The organism is Achromobacter sp. (assembly GCF_050285585.1).
Classification (GTDB): domain Bacteria; phylum Pseudomonadota; class Gammaproteobacteria; order Burkholderiales; family Burkholderiaceae_B; genus Achromobacter.
The window spans coordinates 1-15,303 of the sequence record NZ_JBLZXF010000011.1; the positions used below are offsets into that span (position 1 = coordinate 1).

14 protein-coding genes are annotated in these 15,303 nt (G+C 53.9%); 6 read left to right on the plus strand and 8 right to left on the minus strand.

Annotation, left to right across the window (positions count from 1 at the left end; genetic code table 11):
• Positions 1-65 precede the first annotated feature (65 nt).
• On the minus strand, positions 66-470 hold the full coding sequence (locus ACN6PJ_RS16585; RefSeq protein WP_427996942.1) for a VOC family protein: 405 nt from the start codon (positions 468-470) through the stop codon (positions 66-68).
• 221 nt (positions 471-691) lie between these two features.
• Between ACN6PJ_RS16585 and ACN6PJ_RS16590 the strand changes: the two genes are divergently transcribed.
• Positions 692-1,549: a class I SAM-dependent methyltransferase gene (locus ACN6PJ_RS16590; RefSeq protein ID WP_427996943.1), complete on the plus strand. Its 858-nt coding sequence runs from the start codon at positions 692-694 to the stop codon at positions 1,547-1,549.
• A 46-nt stretch (positions 1,550-1,595) separates the two neighbouring features.
• Here the strand turns inward: ACN6PJ_RS16590 and ACN6PJ_RS16595 are convergent, their stop codons facing one another.
• Positions 1,596-1,808: a hypothetical protein gene (locus ACN6PJ_RS16595; RefSeq protein ID WP_129528363.1), complete on the minus strand. Its 213-nt coding sequence runs from the start codon at positions 1,806-1,808 to the stop codon at positions 1,596-1,598.
• Between the two features lie 951 nt (positions 1,809-2,759).
• Here ACN6PJ_RS16595 and ACN6PJ_RS16600 point away from each other — a divergent pair.
• The gene (locus ACN6PJ_RS16600; protein ID WP_427996944.1) at positions 2,760-3,734 is read left to right on the plus strand and encodes a hypothetical protein; all 975 of its coding nucleotides are present in this window, start codon (positions 2,760-2,762) and stop codon (positions 3,732-3,734) included.
• Positions 3,735-3,995: 261 nt separating this feature from the next.
• Here ACN6PJ_RS16600 and ACN6PJ_RS16605 read toward each other — a convergent pair whose 3' ends face one another.
• From ACN6PJ_RS16605 to ACN6PJ_RS16625, 5 genes are all read right to left on the minus strand, one after another.
• Positions 3,996-5,312: a hypothetical protein gene (locus tag ACN6PJ_RS16605; RefSeq protein ID WP_427996945.1), complete on the minus strand. Its 1,317-nt coding sequence runs from the start codon at positions 5,310-5,312 to the stop codon at positions 3,996-3,998.
• Positions 5,313-5,359: 47 nt separating this feature from the next.
• Complete coding sequence (locus ACN6PJ_RS16610; RefSeq protein ID WP_427996946.1) at positions 5,360-6,283, minus strand: putative phage abortive infection protein; 924 nt, start codon at positions 6,281-6,283, stop codon at positions 5,360-5,362.
• 117 nt (positions 6,284-6,400) lie between these two features.
• Positions 6,401-7,750, minus strand: coding sequence for a hypothetical protein (locus tag ACN6PJ_RS16615; RefSeq protein WP_427996947.1), 1,350 nt, complete (start codon positions 7,748-7,750; stop codon positions 6,401-6,403).
• A gap of 941 nt (positions 7,751-8,691) precedes the next feature.
• Positions 8,692-9,849, minus strand: a complete 1,158-nt coding sequence (locus ACN6PJ_RS16620) for an MFS transporter (RefSeq protein WP_427996948.1) — start codon at positions 9,847-9,849, stop codon at positions 8,692-8,694.
• A gap of 111 nt (positions 9,850-9,960) precedes the next feature.
• Positions 9,961-10,563 (minus strand): TetR/AcrR family transcriptional regulator, encoded by a 603-nt coding sequence (locus tag ACN6PJ_RS16625; RefSeq protein ID WP_427996949.1) that lies wholly within the window; start codon positions 10,561-10,563, stop codon positions 9,961-9,963.
• Between the two features lie 203 nt (positions 10,564-10,766).
• On the opposite strand from ACN6PJ_RS16625, the gene ACN6PJ_RS16630 reads away from it, so the two are divergent.
• From ACN6PJ_RS16630 to ACN6PJ_RS16645, 4 genes are all read left to right on the plus strand, one after another.
• Entirely contained in the window at positions 10,767-11,657 is an 891-nt protein-coding gene (locus ACN6PJ_RS16630) for a LysR substrate-binding domain-containing protein (protein ID WP_427996950.1), read from the plus strand.
• A 368-nt stretch (positions 11,658-12,025) separates the two neighbouring features.
• Positions 12,026-13,009, plus strand: a complete 984-nt coding sequence (locus ACN6PJ_RS16635; protein WP_427996951.1) for a DUF1852 domain-containing protein — start codon at positions 12,026-12,028, stop codon at positions 13,007-13,009.
• Between the two features lie 27 nt (positions 13,010-13,036).
• Positions 13,037-14,065: a methionine synthase gene (locus ACN6PJ_RS16640; protein ID WP_427996952.1), complete on the plus strand. Its 1,029-nt coding sequence runs from the start codon at positions 13,037-13,039 to the stop codon at positions 14,063-14,065.
• Positions 14,066-14,128: 63 nt separating this feature from the next.
• Entirely contained in the window at positions 14,129-14,638 is a 510-nt protein-coding gene (locus ACN6PJ_RS16645; protein ID WP_427996953.1) for a flavin reductase family protein, read from the plus strand.
• Positions 14,639-14,727: 89 nt separating this feature from the next.
• On the opposite strand, the gene ACN6PJ_RS16650 is transcribed toward ACN6PJ_RS16645, so the two are convergent.
• Complete coding sequence (locus tag ACN6PJ_RS16650; RefSeq protein WP_427996954.1) at positions 14,728-15,195, minus strand: hypothetical protein; 468 nt, start codon at positions 15,193-15,195, stop codon at positions 14,728-14,730.
• Positions 15,196-15,303: the final 108 nt, after the last annotated feature.

Below are 15,303 nucleotides of genomic sequence, written 5' to 3' on the forward strand. Positions count from 1 at the left end.
CGTACACAAGAGCAAGCTGACTCACGAGCATTTGCGTTTCTCCAGGGATGTCGGGCCTCTCCGCCTTACAGCGGGAGATCGCCACGATGAACGATATGCACCTTGTTCCCGTCAGGATCGCGCAGATACGCGCCGAAGTAGCCATCGCCATAGTGAGGACGCATCCCCGGCGCCCCTTCGTCCGTCCCGCCCTGCGCCAGCCCGTCCGCATGGGCCGTGCTCACGGCTTCCTGCGTAGGCGCCAGAAAAGCCACCATGCTGCCATTACCCACCGTCGCCGGCTCGCCGTCGTAGGGCATGTAGACATAGAAGCGCGGCAGCGGCGCCTGACCGGTCACCCAGCAAAGCGCCAAGGGCCCGCCATCGGGCGTGACAACGCGACGCTTCAATCCAAGCGGAAGCAGCACCGCGTCATAAAAACGGCCCGCGCGTTCAAGATCACGCGTCCCGACAGTGATGTGGCTGAACATTTGACGACGCTCCCTGCGCCCGCCCTGGCGGTCAGGCGCTTTCAGAAATGCATGACATGCTCCAATCGCATCGGGCATGTTACTCGCCTGCCAAATCGTGCGGATCACAAGAAGAGGCACAGTCCGCGCCCGTTCCGCCAGGGCCGGCCGCGTTTTCGTTACACTGACGCTTTCCGCCTTCTCCTGCGCCCCGCCCATCGCGGGGCGCATTGCCGTACCCCATGTCCGACAAAACCCACGACATCCGCCCCGGCCAGTCGATCGAACTGCTCAAGGCCCTGCACATCCTGACCCGCGACGGCAAGATGAACCAGGACAGCCGCCGCAAGCTGAAACAGGTCTACCACCTGTTCCAGTTCATCGAACCGCTGCTCAAGGACGTCCAACAACAACGCGGTGCCGTCACCCTCGCCGACCACGGCGCGGGCAAGTCGTACCTGGGCTTCATCCTGTATGACCTGTTTTTCAAGGAACAGCCCGAAGCACTGAAGAACGGCTCCCACCTCTACGGCATCGAAACCCGCGAAGAACTGGTCAAGTCGTCCGAAGAACTCGCCAAGCGGCTGGGTTTTGGCGGCATGTCGTTCCTGAATCTGTCCGTGGCCGATTCCATCACCTCGGACAAGCTGCCCGCCACCATCGATGTGGTCACGGCGCTCCACGCCTGCAACACCGCCACCGACGACGCGATTCATTTCGCGTTGGAAAAGAAGGCCAAGTACATCGTCGTCGTGCCCTGCTGCCAGGCGGAAGTGGCCTCGGTGCTGAGGAAGAACAAGGCCAAGGCGCTGGCGGATCCGCTGGCGGAAATCTGGCGGCATCCGCTGCATACGCGGGAGTTTGGGAGCCAGATCACCAACGTGCTGCGGTGCTTGCAGCTGGAAGCCCACGGCTACCAGGTCAGCGTGACCGAACTGGTCGGGTGGGAACACTCGATGAAGAATGAACTCATCATTGCGCAGTACAAGAACCTGCCGCGGCGCAAACCTGCCGAACGGCTGACCGAGATGCTGGAACGGATCGGGCTGCAGGAACTGAAGGACCGGTTTTTCCTGCCGGCGTTGGCGACGGCGGCCTGAGAACCGGCCGTCATGTTTCGCTAGCGGGAAAGGCCCGATCTACGGATCAATCGCCAGAGCTACGGCGCAAGCGATCGGTTGAATTCTTGTTCAGGCGCTGCGCTTCGGATTCCGCATAGTCTTCCTCGCCCTGCTCGTACTGGCCTTCATACATGCAGCTACTGCGGTACCACGCGCACTCGTTGCCTATTGAACAACCCGAAGTCAGCGCGGAGAGAAACAGGATGATGCTGCAGCGGCTTAAGGTTTGAATCGACATATCTCTCCCTGGTGATTGATGGATAGTGTAGGAGATGGAGATGGCGAAATCGGGTGGAGTCGGAAATCGATACCTTTGATCACGAATGAATTGATCGTTGGGCAGGACAAGGCTTCTCCGCAGACAAAGCCCAATAATCTCTGCACGTAGTCCGAATCACGCTTTCCTGGCGAGAGCGTGCTCAATTTGGCACGGATCAGCCTTGATCTAGATGCCCAAGGGCGCCGATACTGGCCCCGCAATCCCACCAAGATCGCCCGGATTGACAGCCGGAAAAGACAGGAACCGTGGCCGCTGCATTGGCGGCCGTTTCTCTTTTCATATCGTCAACACTGAAGCGCCTGATGGACAACTATCCCCTCACACACGACCGCTGGGCCACGCCGGATGATCCGGAGTTTGGCTGGGTGCGGGTTGCGGATCTTCGCAAGATGGAGCGGGCTTGCCTGGGAATTTGGGCTATTGCTTGTGGGGAATAGCGTGAATGAGCTGGAGAGCACAGACGCGCAGCCATTGGACCTAGGATTACTTCCAACTTGCTAGGCGGGATTGAGAGTCCTTGCGATCACGTTGTGGGTCTCGTGGAAGTGGAGCTTGATGCGGCACAGCTGGGCTTTGGATTCGCTATATCGGAGCCGCTGGCTCATTAACGAAAATGGGCATGGCAAGTTTGCGTTGCGTGAATGCCGGCTCGCCCCCCTCCGACAAGGACGCGTCAATCGTTAGTTCAACTCTGGCGCGGCACATTCTGGCGTATCCGGATCTCGATGATGCAGTCCAAAATAATGTAAATTGCCCTCGAGCGTCGTTGACACAACGTTCGCATATATCTCAAGGACAGCAAAATTTTAATAAAATCACGTAATTTCGTCGTGCCACCAGCTTCGAATTAGGTTATAAGTGAAAACATAAAATTTAATAAACAACGCACAAAATATAGCCTTCAAAAAAATGAGCAAACTGATAGAAAAGCAACTCGAGAGCATCCACCAAGAGCTGAAAGGAAATGAACTCGACCCTTATCTAGGAAGGGGTAGATCGCTAAATTACTACATTCGCGACATTCACCAGAAAATCGAAGAATGGTTTAGGCTACAGAGACAAGAAAAAGAAAAAAGAGCTTATGAACTCACATGGGCCCTTGTTCTCATTGGAACAATCGGAGTTCTATTGGCGATAAATCGCTCGGATAGCAGCGATTGGAATTGGGTCCGCGAAAACACTCTGACATTCAGACTATGTGCGGTAATTCTGTGCACCATGTTTGTTGGCGTCACATTGGAACGATCGACAGTGATCCGATCCTTATGGAGCTTCACTGTCACCAAATTTCTGGTCTCCATTATTCTGTCGGGCTTAGTTCTTTACGCCCGAGGTAAAGCTGCAGGCCATATAAATGAGATTTTTCATGTTGACGCATCCGCGCTGCCGATCACCTTGGTCTTCACTACCGCGCTACTAGTGCTGAAGTTGCTCGTACCATTCATTCTCGCCATAGCGTTGCTGCTATCGCTAGTACATATTTTAATTAGTCTTGTCTGGCTAAAGGATCGGCTTAATGGTGAAGTTGCTCAACTGATTCCGCTTTACTCACTGCTCTCTACCTTGGTATCAGCGGTAATTCTCTACCACGGCGGAAATTGGTCGACCGATCAACTATCTGATCCCAGAGTTCCAGAAAAAATCTATTTAATGGCATATGCCTTAGATTTCAGCCACTCGCACGAGTGCGCCAATGTCCCAAAAAATCGACCAGTCATCTTCCTGGGAAATGCGCAAGATTCAGTGCTGATAGCTCCATATAAATTGGTCGATTTCGATTTTTCAGATTTTTTCGAAGCGTCCGTAGACGTGCCGACTAACTTTATTCGCCAACGGTGTGATTACAAAGTAGTTCCGGCAACGGAAGACTTGAATTACGAATAAGACATATGGACAGAATTTCCCCTTCCCTCTTGTTAGGCTCTGCCGTGGAACGCACTCAGTTGGCGAAAACCAGAAAAGAAGAAATAGTGTCAGACTACACTTTCGCTTCCGAAATTGTAGTCTGACACCTTTATTTGTTCTACAACCGCCAGCGAATCCATCAGGGGCTAGGCTATCGAACCCCCACTCAGGTCGAGGCCTCGGTACCTTAACCAAACTGTCCGGAAAATCCGGGTTAGTCCAATCTGACACCGTTTTCGCTTAGGACGGTTGCGTCGTTTTATACCAATGAAGAAGCCAGCCTTTTCCCGTTATCGATATACTCTTACGCCGTTGATCAATATCATCTTTTTGTGCAACTACCAGCCCACACTCCTCGAGCGTTCGAACATGTGGACGAAATGCTTCCACAGATTTGAATCCAAATTTTTCGAAGTCGCCAGGACTGAACTCTCCCTTCATCTCCGCATCGCTCGCAACTGCGTAGAACAGGCTTAAAGCCTTACCACCAGCGTGAGGCTTGATTGCAACGCTTATAGATTTCGCTCTAGCTTGCATCCAGGAAAAAAAAGAATCTCTTTTTTCGTTGTCGGCAATCGGCCGTAAGCCATGCTGAAAAACATGCAAACAGTAATCTTCCACATGGCTTAACGTAGTACGGAGATTCTGATGCAATGTCACATACAGGGTATGAAAATCCTCTGCTGTAAGGGGCAAATAAGTTGAGTTCCCGTCAGGTGAGCGGAAAACCTCTATTCTTCTTTTGAAAATTTCACCCGCATCAGTTAACCGCAATGGCATGATGGACAGAGGTTCCTGCAAATACCCCGCAAGCCGCTGCGACGTAACAACGCCCTGAAGGATCCCGTGCGCCCCGCAAAATATCCATTTTATTCCGGGCATGTTAAATAGAGTATCCCTAAGGTTCTCTATCTTTCGTCTAGCATCGCTGGATTTCTCCAACAACTCCAAATTATCGATTATACATACGACCCCACCACTTTCCCCACCGGGGAAAATCCTTTCCAACCATTTTTTAAGATAGCTCTCAAAAGCAATCTTACTCATTCCGTGAGTATCGCCCTGAGAAATTCCGGTTTCCGAGCGCAAAATCGATGCAGCATTCTGCCCCAATTTCATTAAAATTGGATCACTGAGCCAGGCTTCGAGTGCAGCGCTATCGCTGGCCTTTATGTGGTTCTGCAGTTTTGCTGCACCATCCGACAATGCCTGCGCCACCTCAAGCAATATTTGAAGCTTAAATTCTTCGGCGCTTTCATCTTCCTTGATTTGGAATGTTTTTCCACACGGAATCAACAGTGGAGAACACCCCCTTTTTTCCAAATGGTTCTGAAATCCCTTGTAGACAACTATGTTCGCCAAGCTAGTCTTACCCGCGCCAATTGGCCCATCAAGGCATGCGGCAGCCGCTGAATTAACCATACGACTAGCTAACGCTTGCATTTCTGCGTTTCGGCCCACCAGTATGCTCTCGCCAACCTTGTTTGGCAACAACGGTTTGCTTGAGAAAGGGCTTTCGGTGAAACCCCATTTAGCATAAATATTATTTTCAAACATATATTTAATTCTTATAAGAAAACATTAATAACCCCTTTCCAGCCGCATCAACCTCCACTCTTCATATTAATTTCCTGCCATTCAAAATAAGATGGAGGGAAGTTTTTGTCTAATAGCACTTTATCAGACTTCTTTATATAATTTTTCGGCAGATTCTTGACCAGTCTGTACTTTATCATCAGCCCCAGACTCCACCACTTCTTCCCCATAGGACAAAGGCTATTTAAGAAAAGAAGAGCCTGCTCTTGCGTGGAAAGTTGCGCGCGAAGTGTCTTTACATATGCATATTTATCAATATTCAAGGAATGGCTATCGATGTACATGATCGCCTGATATAGATGGCGATAGTAATGACCTAAAAGAGGTTGATGACCTTCGAACGGGTCACAGGGAAGCTGATACTTATCCTTAATTTCAGCGCGAGTTACCGGATTTTTAAAACGACTCTTTAGCTCTTCTACTAGATCCATATCGCAATCATCAAGAACGCCAAACATGCCCTTCGATCCGGTTTGCTCTATGCCGTAGAACACAATGCAATATGCTATCTGGAACATCTGGTCGTCACTTGATTTTTTCCCCACACGAGTTACCACCGACTCAACCAACCCGAACGCGGCCTCGAACTCTTTGAGAATAAAAACAAAAACATGACGACCACAGATATCATTTAGTCTCATTTCAGAAACATTTTCTCTGTGTATTTTTATCAACTCGAAGTACTTTGCCTCAAGAAATTGCTGATGCGATGTTTCACGCTGTATACGCAGGGTTCTATATAACAATAAGACACTAATAAGAACGAATGCAGTACCGACGTATCCGCCAACAAAGTCACCTAACTGTCCGGCTAGTGCGGGATCGACTGTGCTACTCTTTCGGTATGCCTGGGCAAAAAAAATCGCATTAATAGATAACAACCCTACCAGCAGGATAGAAGCTTCCACCTTGTATTTTTTTAAAAATTCCATTAATTTTCTCTTGTTTCTTATTTTCTATAAAAATACTAGACCACGAATTCTGGAAACTCAGCCTCGCCGCCTTATTTTCATAAGAGGCATATGGAGGAAAATCTCAAGACCCCCTCCTTAGAAGAGATTCTTTTGACGCTCACCCACCACACCCGCCTGATCCTCACCCTCGTGCGGAAATGGATTCGGAATATCTTCAAGAATGGCGGCCCGATCGCAGTGTCGAAGAAAAAAATACATGGAAGAATCGATTATTTTCATTATCTTCCCGCCTCGGTCGTAATCCACAAAGGGAGGTTGAATTTTCTTACTTATTTGATGCTGGGTTATGTTATGTAAAAATGCCCCCAAGTCTCCGGACCTTACATCATCGGGGCGATGATGAAGTAGGCGAATTTCCTCCAGAAGTCTCGATCTCAACAAGCCTTGTTCAATATTGGTAAAATCTGTGGTTAGCAGAAGTCGAATGAAATAGTAAGGAAATGCCAATGATAATTTTCCACTTTGGTTACTCGTCTTCCTCGCGATATCTACAAAGGACTCGAAGTTTCGGATATGGCGTACTCCATATTCCTCGGATTTCTTCTTCGTCGCTACCTTTAAATGCTCAATTGTAATGATCTGCCTATTTGGTGACGTGTGCTCCACCTTTGCAGCCAGACAACAACTTTTGCACAGTTCCTGCACGACGCCGATCGAATCGAACGATGCTTCAATTAGCAAATCCTCGATCTGGGAGAAATCCACATTAAGCAACTCCGACCCCTTCTTAATAACTCGTCGAAAGTCTTCGTGAAGCCATGGTTCCACAGGTATTTCCGTTATTCGGTCCAACAAATCCCCATTAAATTGGACCAACCTATTCGCTTCTCGCCATATACCTAGAATTACAAAGATTATCCCCTGATCTTGAAACACTCGTAAGTCATACGCCAACCGCTCTTGAACATCGAGTGATAAATAATGAAAATTCTCGAGAACGAGATATCGGTTAACAGCATATCGCTTCAAAATTTCCGAAACATCTTGAGCAAGCTCAAGGTTATATTCAATATAGCGGACATTGTGCGTTACTCCGCTAGACGCCTTCGTTAAAGCTTCAATCTCAGCATTGGCATCTGAAAAAAATGGGATTTTTACTTTAAAACCACCAGACACCTTGGCGGCGTCTTCCGTTCTACTTTCCACTGCTTCCGATTCAACAAAGCGAATATCTAACTGACGCAGAATGGACTTGTAGATGTCTACAGGTGCGGTTTGCGGAGAACACTCGACTTTAACGTAATCACGCGCGCTCAAGTTCTTGAGAATAAGAGAGGTTTTTCCTTGCTTCGAGGAGCCATAAACAATTACCTCATTCCCATCCGTCAGTGCCTCACGAAACGCTTGATCCACCGTATCCCGTTCGATATATGAAGCAATAAGTCGGCTTCGCACACCGAACACATCATTTGTCTGATATCTCATTTTCACGTCCTCTACGATATTTTGATGTTATACCAGAAGTATCAAGCCTAACACCCAGATGCGCATGATATTTGCCCAAGGGACCGGCGATTTGAAGCGGAGTGTAGGTGGCGTAAAGCGTCAAATTGCTAAACAGAATTCGTAGCTTTCACTGTTGGACGCTCTTTCTCGAATTTGCATGGTAAATCCCTCAGCACCTTGTATCCAGGGCAACAGGACCGCGATCACGCGCCAGCCCACGACTTACGCACAAATAGGTGTCAGACTACAGATTCGCAGCATCTAACCAGCGCATTTGTAGTCTGACACCTATTTCCACGCGCATCCCAGGCGGCCGATAGCGCCGCCGTCGGACGAGGCGCTGCGCCGCGGCATGGCGCCCGCGGCGGCATGCGCGCTGAAGCCGCGAGCCGAAGCCGACGGCGCCCCTGGATAGCGCGCAGCACCCGCGTGCCCTGCCCTGGCGAATTTGTAGTCTGACACCGTTTTTCGGCTGAAACCAAATATCTTCGCCAGCAAGCGCGACTAAGCTTCACAATATTCCGGGCGGATCCGATCCCCGATATTGGAGTGCCGACATGAAAAGTCGCCTTGCAATGGCAGTAGCGCTATTGACGGGAGTGCTGCGCATCACAAATGCCGCAGCACAGCCTACATTCCCGAGCAGCTTCAAGAGTCAGACCGTCGCCATGGCGGACGGCGCTAAGATTTTCGTCCGCTCCGCAGGGACCGGCCCGGCCGTGGTGCTGGAATAAAGGTGTCAGACTGCAATTTCTCCGGCGAAACTGTAGTCTGAGACCTATTTTCACAGAGATAATCTGCAACACCACTGCCTGGGTGGACAGCATCCAGGCCGAGGCGCGAACGACGCGGTGTTCGCCCCCCTTTCGCCGAGGAAATCACCCACGATCACGGAGACACCATAGAGCGCAAGCCGCTCTTCAGTGCCACCCCTCCTGGCGGCGGCGCAGGTAAGGCAGGATGCTCAAGAGTCCCAGCACCGCCAACCCCGCACCGATCCATAACGCGACCCGAAACTCATAACCCGCGGAGATCGCCATGCCGGCCAAGAACGTCCCGCCGCCCAGGCCAATATTGATCACGGACGTATGAACCGCGTTCACCAGTGGCCCCGGATGCGCCACGCTGACGATGCGCGCCATCATCGCCGGATTCATCGGCACGCCGGACAAGCCGATCAGGATGACGAAAGCCACTGCCAGCCAGGCATATTGCGCCAGCAGCGCCATGCCAATCAACGAAAGGCTGAGCACCGTCAGGCCAGTCACCATGATCGTGAGGCTATGCCGATAGGCTAAACGCCCCGTGATCATATTGCCGACAAGATTGGCCGCGCCGTAGAGCATCAAGATGATCGGCACGACCTGCATCGTAAAACCGGTGACCGAGGTCAGAATCGGCACGAAATAGCTGAAGGCGGCAAAGCTTGCCCCCAGAATCAGGCAACTGGTCGCGCAGGCCTTCCAGTACGCCAGTTTCTTGAATGCCTGCAACTCCTCGGCCATGTTCAGGCCGCCCTTGCCGCCGCCAACGTTGGGCAAGGTGCGAACGAGCACCACCAAGCAAACGAGCACCAAGAGCGCCACCAGGCCAAAACTCACGCGCCAGCCCCAGTGCTGGTTGATGATGGTGGCCAGTGGCACGCCAAAGACGTTCGAGACCATGAAGCCACCAATCACCACGGCGGCCGCGCGCGGTCGGTTTTCAATGGGCACCAACGCCATACTGGTGGCCAAGGACAAGCTCAGGCACCCCGCGCACAAGACGCCGATGATCAAGCGCACCGCGATCAGTATGGCGTGATCCGAGATGAAGGCGCTAAAACCCTGCACCAGCACGTACGCGGCAAGCAGCGCCAGCAATGTGGGCCGGTAAGGGACTTTGAGCTTCAGAAATACATACGTGAGCACCGGTCCGCCCAGCATCACGCCAAATGCGAAGTACGAGATCAAGTGCCCCACTTGCCCTATCGTGATGCCGAAGGCCTCAGATAAGGTTTCCATCATTCCTGCCACCATCAATTCCGAGGTGCCAATCGAGAAGACGGCCAGCCCCAGAATGTAGACCACCAACGGCATTTCCTACTTTCCCAAGAGTTATTGAACAATCATTCCAAAAATAGTCAAAAAAACACGCGTCGACTACGCAATCATAAGAATCACGCCTATAAAAAATTGTGTTCGCCCCCCCTACAGGTTGGCCAGCAGCCCCGTCACGGCATCGTTGAGAACGCGCTTATCTGAAATATTTTTATTCAGCACCCGCAGCCCGTAGTAGCCCGCCAGGAAGCCTCGGGCCATTTCGACGGCCGAGATCGTCGTGCCGAATTCCCTATTGTTTTGCCCTTCGGTAAAAACCGAGACCAAGGCCGTCTCCAGGCGTTGGCGGTATTCGGTGTTCAGCGTGGCGACGACTTCATCCTTGCTGCCACGCTCGAGCGCGGAGAACAACACCATGGCCTCATGCTGCTCGGCCTGCGCCAAGTCCTCGGCAACACCCCAGAGCAAGAGCGTGCGCAGGCGGTCCCTGACCGAACCAGCTTGCATCAAGATGGTCAGCTGGGCTTGCATGCTCTTTTCATGGCTGCGCAAAAGAGCCTGCTCGTAAAGCGCCTGCTTATTGCCAAAGGCGTTATACAGGCTGCCCCGCCCGAGGCCGGTACTGTCGCAGAGGTCCTGCGCCGAGGTCCCAGCGAATCCATTCGCGCTGAAGACCCCAACCGCGGCATCAATAATTTCTTCGTCTTCGAATTGCCGAGGGCGCCCCTGGCTGGGCGGTTTTTCCTTGCTCATGCGTCGAGTACAACTGAAGCGTTCAGTGCGCGAAGATAGCAGTTTTGGAACAAACAGTCCAATAAGGCAGCCGCCGGCCAAATAATGGCGTCGGACTACCATCTTTCCGGCCAAATTGTAGTCTGACACCTATTTTTCAGGCGCACAGAACGATGAAGTAGAATTCAAATTCCGACACAAACCATGAATTCTATTCATCACCCATGCTCGACCGCATCCATCTATCCATCGTGCAAGAAGTGGAAAAGCAAGGCTCGCTAACCGCCGCCGCAGGCGTCCTGCACGTGACGCAGTCGGCGCTAAGCCACAGCATGAAGAAGTTGGAGCAGCAGCTGGGCACCGACATCTGGCTGCGCGAAGGCCGCAGTCTGAGGCTCACGCAGGCCGGTCAATACCTGTTGGCGGTGGCCAACCGGGTATTGCCGCAGCTGAACCTGGCCGAGGAACGCCTGCGTCAGTTCGCCCAGGGAGAGCGCGGATCGCTGCGCATCGGTATGGAGTGCCATCCCTGCTATCAGTGGCTGCTGAAGATTGTTTCCCCGTATCTGGCGGCCTGGCCGGATGTGGACGTGGATGTGAAGCAGAAATTCCAGTTCGGGGGCATCGGGGCGCTGTTCGGCTACGAGATCGATTTGCTGGTTACGCCGGATCCGCTGAACAAGCCGGGGCTCGTGTTCGAGCCTGTGTTCGACTATGAACAAGTGCTGGTCGTCGCGGGCAACCACCCGCTTGCCAGGGAGGAGTACGTCACGCCCAAACAGCTCGGCAACGAAGTGCTGGTGGCCTATCCGGTGCCGGTCGACAGGCTGGACATCTACAGCATGTTCCTGACGCCGGCCGGCATTACGCCGAAGCGCCACAAGGCCATCGAGACGACGGACATCATGCTGCAAATGGTCGCCAGCGGCCGCGGGGTGGCGGCGTTGCCGCGCTGGCTGGTGCTGGAGTACGCGGACGCGATGAACGTGGTGCCGGTCCGGCTGGGCAAGAAAGGCATTGCCAAGCACATTTATCTGGGCGCTCGCGAGGCGGACGTGGATATCGATTACCTGCGTGCGTTTATCGCGCAGGCAAAAGGACCAGCGGTAGCCTGATTCTTCGCGGTCGCGTCCGCTCACGACGCGGCGCCAACCTCCTCTGAACCTGTACTCGGCCAAGCTCCCGGTCGCGCGATGATTGCGCCGCCGGGCTTTCTGCGTGGCCGCGCGCGGAGCCCGTCAGCAACGCGGCCCATCGAGAGCGCCGGATCTGCCCCCCCGACCGGCATGCCCGGCCACCCATGAGCACAGCTAATGGTTTCATGAGATCAATTCACTTTTTTTCATGGATGGTCCAACCTATACTGCGCCCCCTACGCCGTCGATATGAAGACTGCCAAACAAAAAACAGAAGAAGTTGAGCAGCGCTGAAAAGCAATAAATGGACGCGGGTTTTATCTCAGGAATCAGGGCAGCAGATCAACATGAGTAACGAATTCACATTTGCCATCAAGAGCATTTGTTTCGACGAAGACTATCGTCCTTCGGACAATACGCGGATCACCACCAATTTTGCCAATCTCGCCAGGGGCACGAGCCGCCAGGAGAACCTGCGCAACACGCTGCGGATGATTGACAACCGTTTCAATGCCTTGGCGCATTGGGACAATCCCAAGGGCGACCGCTATACCGTCAAGCTTGAGATCATTTCCGTCGAGATGAGCATTGACGGCGCAGGCAACGGCAGCGCCCTGCCCTTGATTGAAGTGCTGAAGACGAGCATTTTTGATCGGAAAACCAACGAACGCATCGAGGGCATCGTAGGGAATAATTTTTCCTCCTACGTCCGGGATTACGACTTCAGCGTGCTGCTGCTGGAACACACCAAGAACCAGGTCGGGTTCAGTACCCCTGAGAATTTTGGAGACCTGCATGGGAAGCTGTTCAAGGCCTTTGTAAATTCAAGCACGTACAAAGCGCACTTCAGCAAGCCGCCCGTGATCTGCCTGAGCGTGTCGAGCAGCAAGACCTATCTTCGGACTGAAAACCAGCATCCTGTGCTGGGCGTTGAATACCTGCAGGACGAGTATTCGCTGACCGACGACTATTTCAAGAAGATGGGCATGAAGGTCCGCTACTTCATGCCGCCCAACAGTGCCGCGCCTCTGGCTTTCTATTTTTCGGGCGATCTGCTGGGCGATTACACCAATCTTGAACTGATCAGCACGATCAGCACGATGGACACCTTTCAGAAGATCTACCGGCCGGAGATCTACAACGCGAACTCCGCGGCCGGAAAGTCCTATCAGCCCAGTCTGAAGCACCAGGATTATTCGCTGACCCGGATTGTCTATGACCGAGAGGAACGTAGCCGGCTGGCTATCGAGCAGGGACGGTTTGTCGAAGAGCACTTCATCAAGCCGTACCAAGCGATTCTTGAGCAGTGGTCCGCTAACTCCCCTCTTTGATTAATCAGAAACACCAAGGCATCTATTGTGAAGAAATTGCTCCCCACCTCGACCGCCGGCAGCCTGCCCAAGCCCTCCTGGCTGGCAGAACCCGAGAAGCTCTGGTCGCCCTGGAAACTGCAGGATGAAGGCCTGGCCGAGGGCAAGCAGGACGCGCTGCGCCTGTCTCTGCAGGAACAGCAGCACGCGGGTATCGATATCGTCAGCGATGGCGAACAAACGCGTCAGCATTTCGTGACGACGTTTATCGAGCACCTGGACGGCGTTGATTTCGAGAACCGCAAGACCGTCAGGATACGCGATCGCTACGACGCGAGCGTGCCGACGGTCGTGGGCGCCGTGGCGCGCCGCAAGCCGGTGTTCGTCGATGACGCCAGGTTCTTGCGCCAGCAGACCCGGCAGCCGATCAAATGGGCGCTGCCGGGCCCGATGACCATGATCGACACGCTGTATGACGCCCACTATCAAAGCCGCGAAAAGCTGGCCTGGGAATTCGCCAAGATCCTGAACCAGGAAGCCAAGGAACTGGAGGCCGCCGGTGTCGATATCATCCAGTTTGACGAACCCGCGTTCAACGTGTTCTTCGACGAGGTGAACGATTGGGGCGTGGCCACGCTGGAACGCGCCATTGAAGGGCTCAAGTGCGAAACCGCTGTGCACATCTGCTACGGCTATGGCATCAAGGCCAATACGGATTGGAAGAAGACGCTGGGATCGGAGTGGCGGCAATATGAAGAGGCATTCCCCAAGCTGCAAAAGTCCAGCATCGACATCGTCTCGCTGGAATGCCAGAACTCCCGCGTTCCCATGGATCTGATCGAGCTCATTCGGGGCAAGAAGGTGATGGTGGGCGCTATCGACGTGGCGACCAACGCGATTGAAACCCCCGAGGAAGTCGCCAACACGCTGCGCAAGGCGCTTCAGTTCGTGGATGCCGACAAGCTCTATCCCTGCACGAACTGCGGCATGGCGCCCCTGTCTCGCGCCGTCGCCAGGGGCAAGCTGGCCGCGTTGAGCGCCGGCGCGGAAATCGTCCGCAAGGAACTCTCGAACTGATTCAAAGGCGGGGAATGGTCGTCGCGGGCTGCCCGCGGCGGCCACGCCCCAGCAATAAACCTTATGTCACTTTCCAGTACCGCGATCGAGCCATTGCGCTTTCGCGAAGTCCTCGGGCACTACGCGTCCGGCATCACTGTCATTACGACGCAGTTCGATGACGAGCCGGTGGGCTTTACCTGCCAGTCGTTCCATAGCGTATCGATGAGTCCGCCGCTGGTGTCGTTCAGCGTGATGTCCAGCTCGGGCAGCTATCCCAAGATTCGCCGGGCCGGTCGATTCGCGGTCAATATCCTGTCGGACGAACAAGTACGGATTTCCAACCAGTTCGCTCGGCGAGGCACGGACAAATGGCGCGAAGTCGAATGGCGGGAATCGCCGTTGGGCAATCCGATCATTGCCGGCAGCCTGCACTGGCTCGATTGCGAGATTCATGCGGAATACGCCGCGGGCGATCATCTGATCGTGATCGGTGAAGTGAAGGCGCTGAACCTGCAGGAAGCCGCGGCTACGCAGCCTTTGCTGTATTACAAGGGCCAGTATCGCAACATCGCCGAGCATTGCGAGGCTTGAGGGTTTATCTCCGCGGCCAATAGCGGGCCTGAGCCCGCGCGCACGGAAGCGCGCCGAAAGGCAGCCGACCCGGATACGTCGCGTGCCGCTCAGGGCGTCACCTGATAACCGCGCTGCTGCATGCAATTGGCGTAGGTGGAAGCAGCGACCGCATTGGCCTGAGATTGGACGGCCCTATCCTGCCGGCGCTCCTGGCGCTGCCGCGAACCGCCCACCACCGCTCCCGCCACCGCGGCGTCCTTCGCCTGGTTCTGGCGGTACTGCTGCTTGACGTCATCGTCCATCCGGTCATACACCTCTTCATGCTGCCGGCCGCGCGCGCCCGCCACCGCCGCGCCCGCGGCTGCGCCGGCAGCCGCGCCCCGGACGCGTCCGCCGGATTTGGGACTTTCGGTAGTGGCGCTGCCACCATTGCCGGCCAGCGCCTGGCACGCGGCGCTGTCTTGCTGGGTGGTTGCGGAAGACTGCCCTTTAAGCGGGGTAACCGTCTGGGCCGTGGCGCTCAGGCAGAGCGTAGCGAGTAGAGACGCGATGCCGGAATACATGGACGTTTTCATGAAAAACTCCATTGCTATCGAGAGCCAGGAAATTCCAGTTTAGCTCCACCGGTGGGCGACAGCGCGACTTTCTTGATGTCTTCCTGGGCGGACCATCAAGGTCCGACA

Bases quoted from the DNA above. Each gene is read 5' to 3' on its own strand.
- ACN6PJ_RS16585 (WP_427996942.1), bottom strand. From the start codon at position 470: ATGTTCAGCCACATCACTGTCGGGACGCGTGATCTTGAACGCGCGGGC.
- ACN6PJ_RS16590 (WP_427996943.1), top strand. From the start codon at position 692: ATGTCCGACAAAACCCACGACATCCGCCCCGGCCAGTCGATCGAACTG.
- ACN6PJ_RS16595 (WP_129528363.1), bottom strand. From the start codon at position 1,808: ATGTCGATTCAAACCTTAAGCCGCTGCAGCATCATCCTGTTTCTCTCC.
- ACN6PJ_RS16600 (WP_427996944.1), top strand. From the start codon at position 2,760: ATGAGCAAACTGATAGAAAAGCAACTCGAGAGCATCCACCAAGAGCTG.
- ACN6PJ_RS16605 (WP_427996945.1), bottom strand. From the start codon at position 5,312: ATGTTTGAAAATAATATTTATGCTAAATGGGGTTTCACCGAAAGCCCT.
- ACN6PJ_RS16610 (WP_427996946.1), bottom strand. From the start codon at position 6,283: ATGGAATTTTTAAAAAAATACAAGGTGGAAGCTTCTATCCTGCTGGTA.
- ACN6PJ_RS16615 (WP_427996947.1), bottom strand. From the start codon at position 7,750: ATGAGATATCAGACAAATGATGTGTTCGGTGTGCGAAGCCGACTTATT.
- ACN6PJ_RS16620 (WP_427996948.1), bottom strand. From the start codon at position 9,849: ATGCCGTTGGTGGTCTACATTCTGGGGCTGGCCGTCTTCTCGATTGGC.
- ACN6PJ_RS16625 (WP_427996949.1), bottom strand. From the start codon at position 10,563: ATGAGCAAGGAAAAACCGCCCAGCCAGGGGCGCCCTCGGCAATTCGAA.
- ACN6PJ_RS16630 (WP_427996950.1), top strand. From the start codon at position 10,767: ATGCTCGACCGCATCCATCTATCCATCGTGCAAGAAGTGGAAAAGCAA.
- ACN6PJ_RS16635 (WP_427996951.1), top strand. From the start codon at position 12,026: ATGAGTAACGAATTCACATTTGCCATCAAGAGCATTTGTTTCGACGAA.
- ACN6PJ_RS16645 (WP_427996953.1), top strand. From the start codon at position 14,129: ATGTCACTTTCCAGTACCGCGATCGAGCCATTGCGCTTTCGCGAAGTC.
- ACN6PJ_RS16650 (WP_427996954.1), bottom strand. From the start codon at position 15,195: ATGAAAACGTCCATGTATTCCGGCATCGCGTCTCTACTCGCTACGCTC.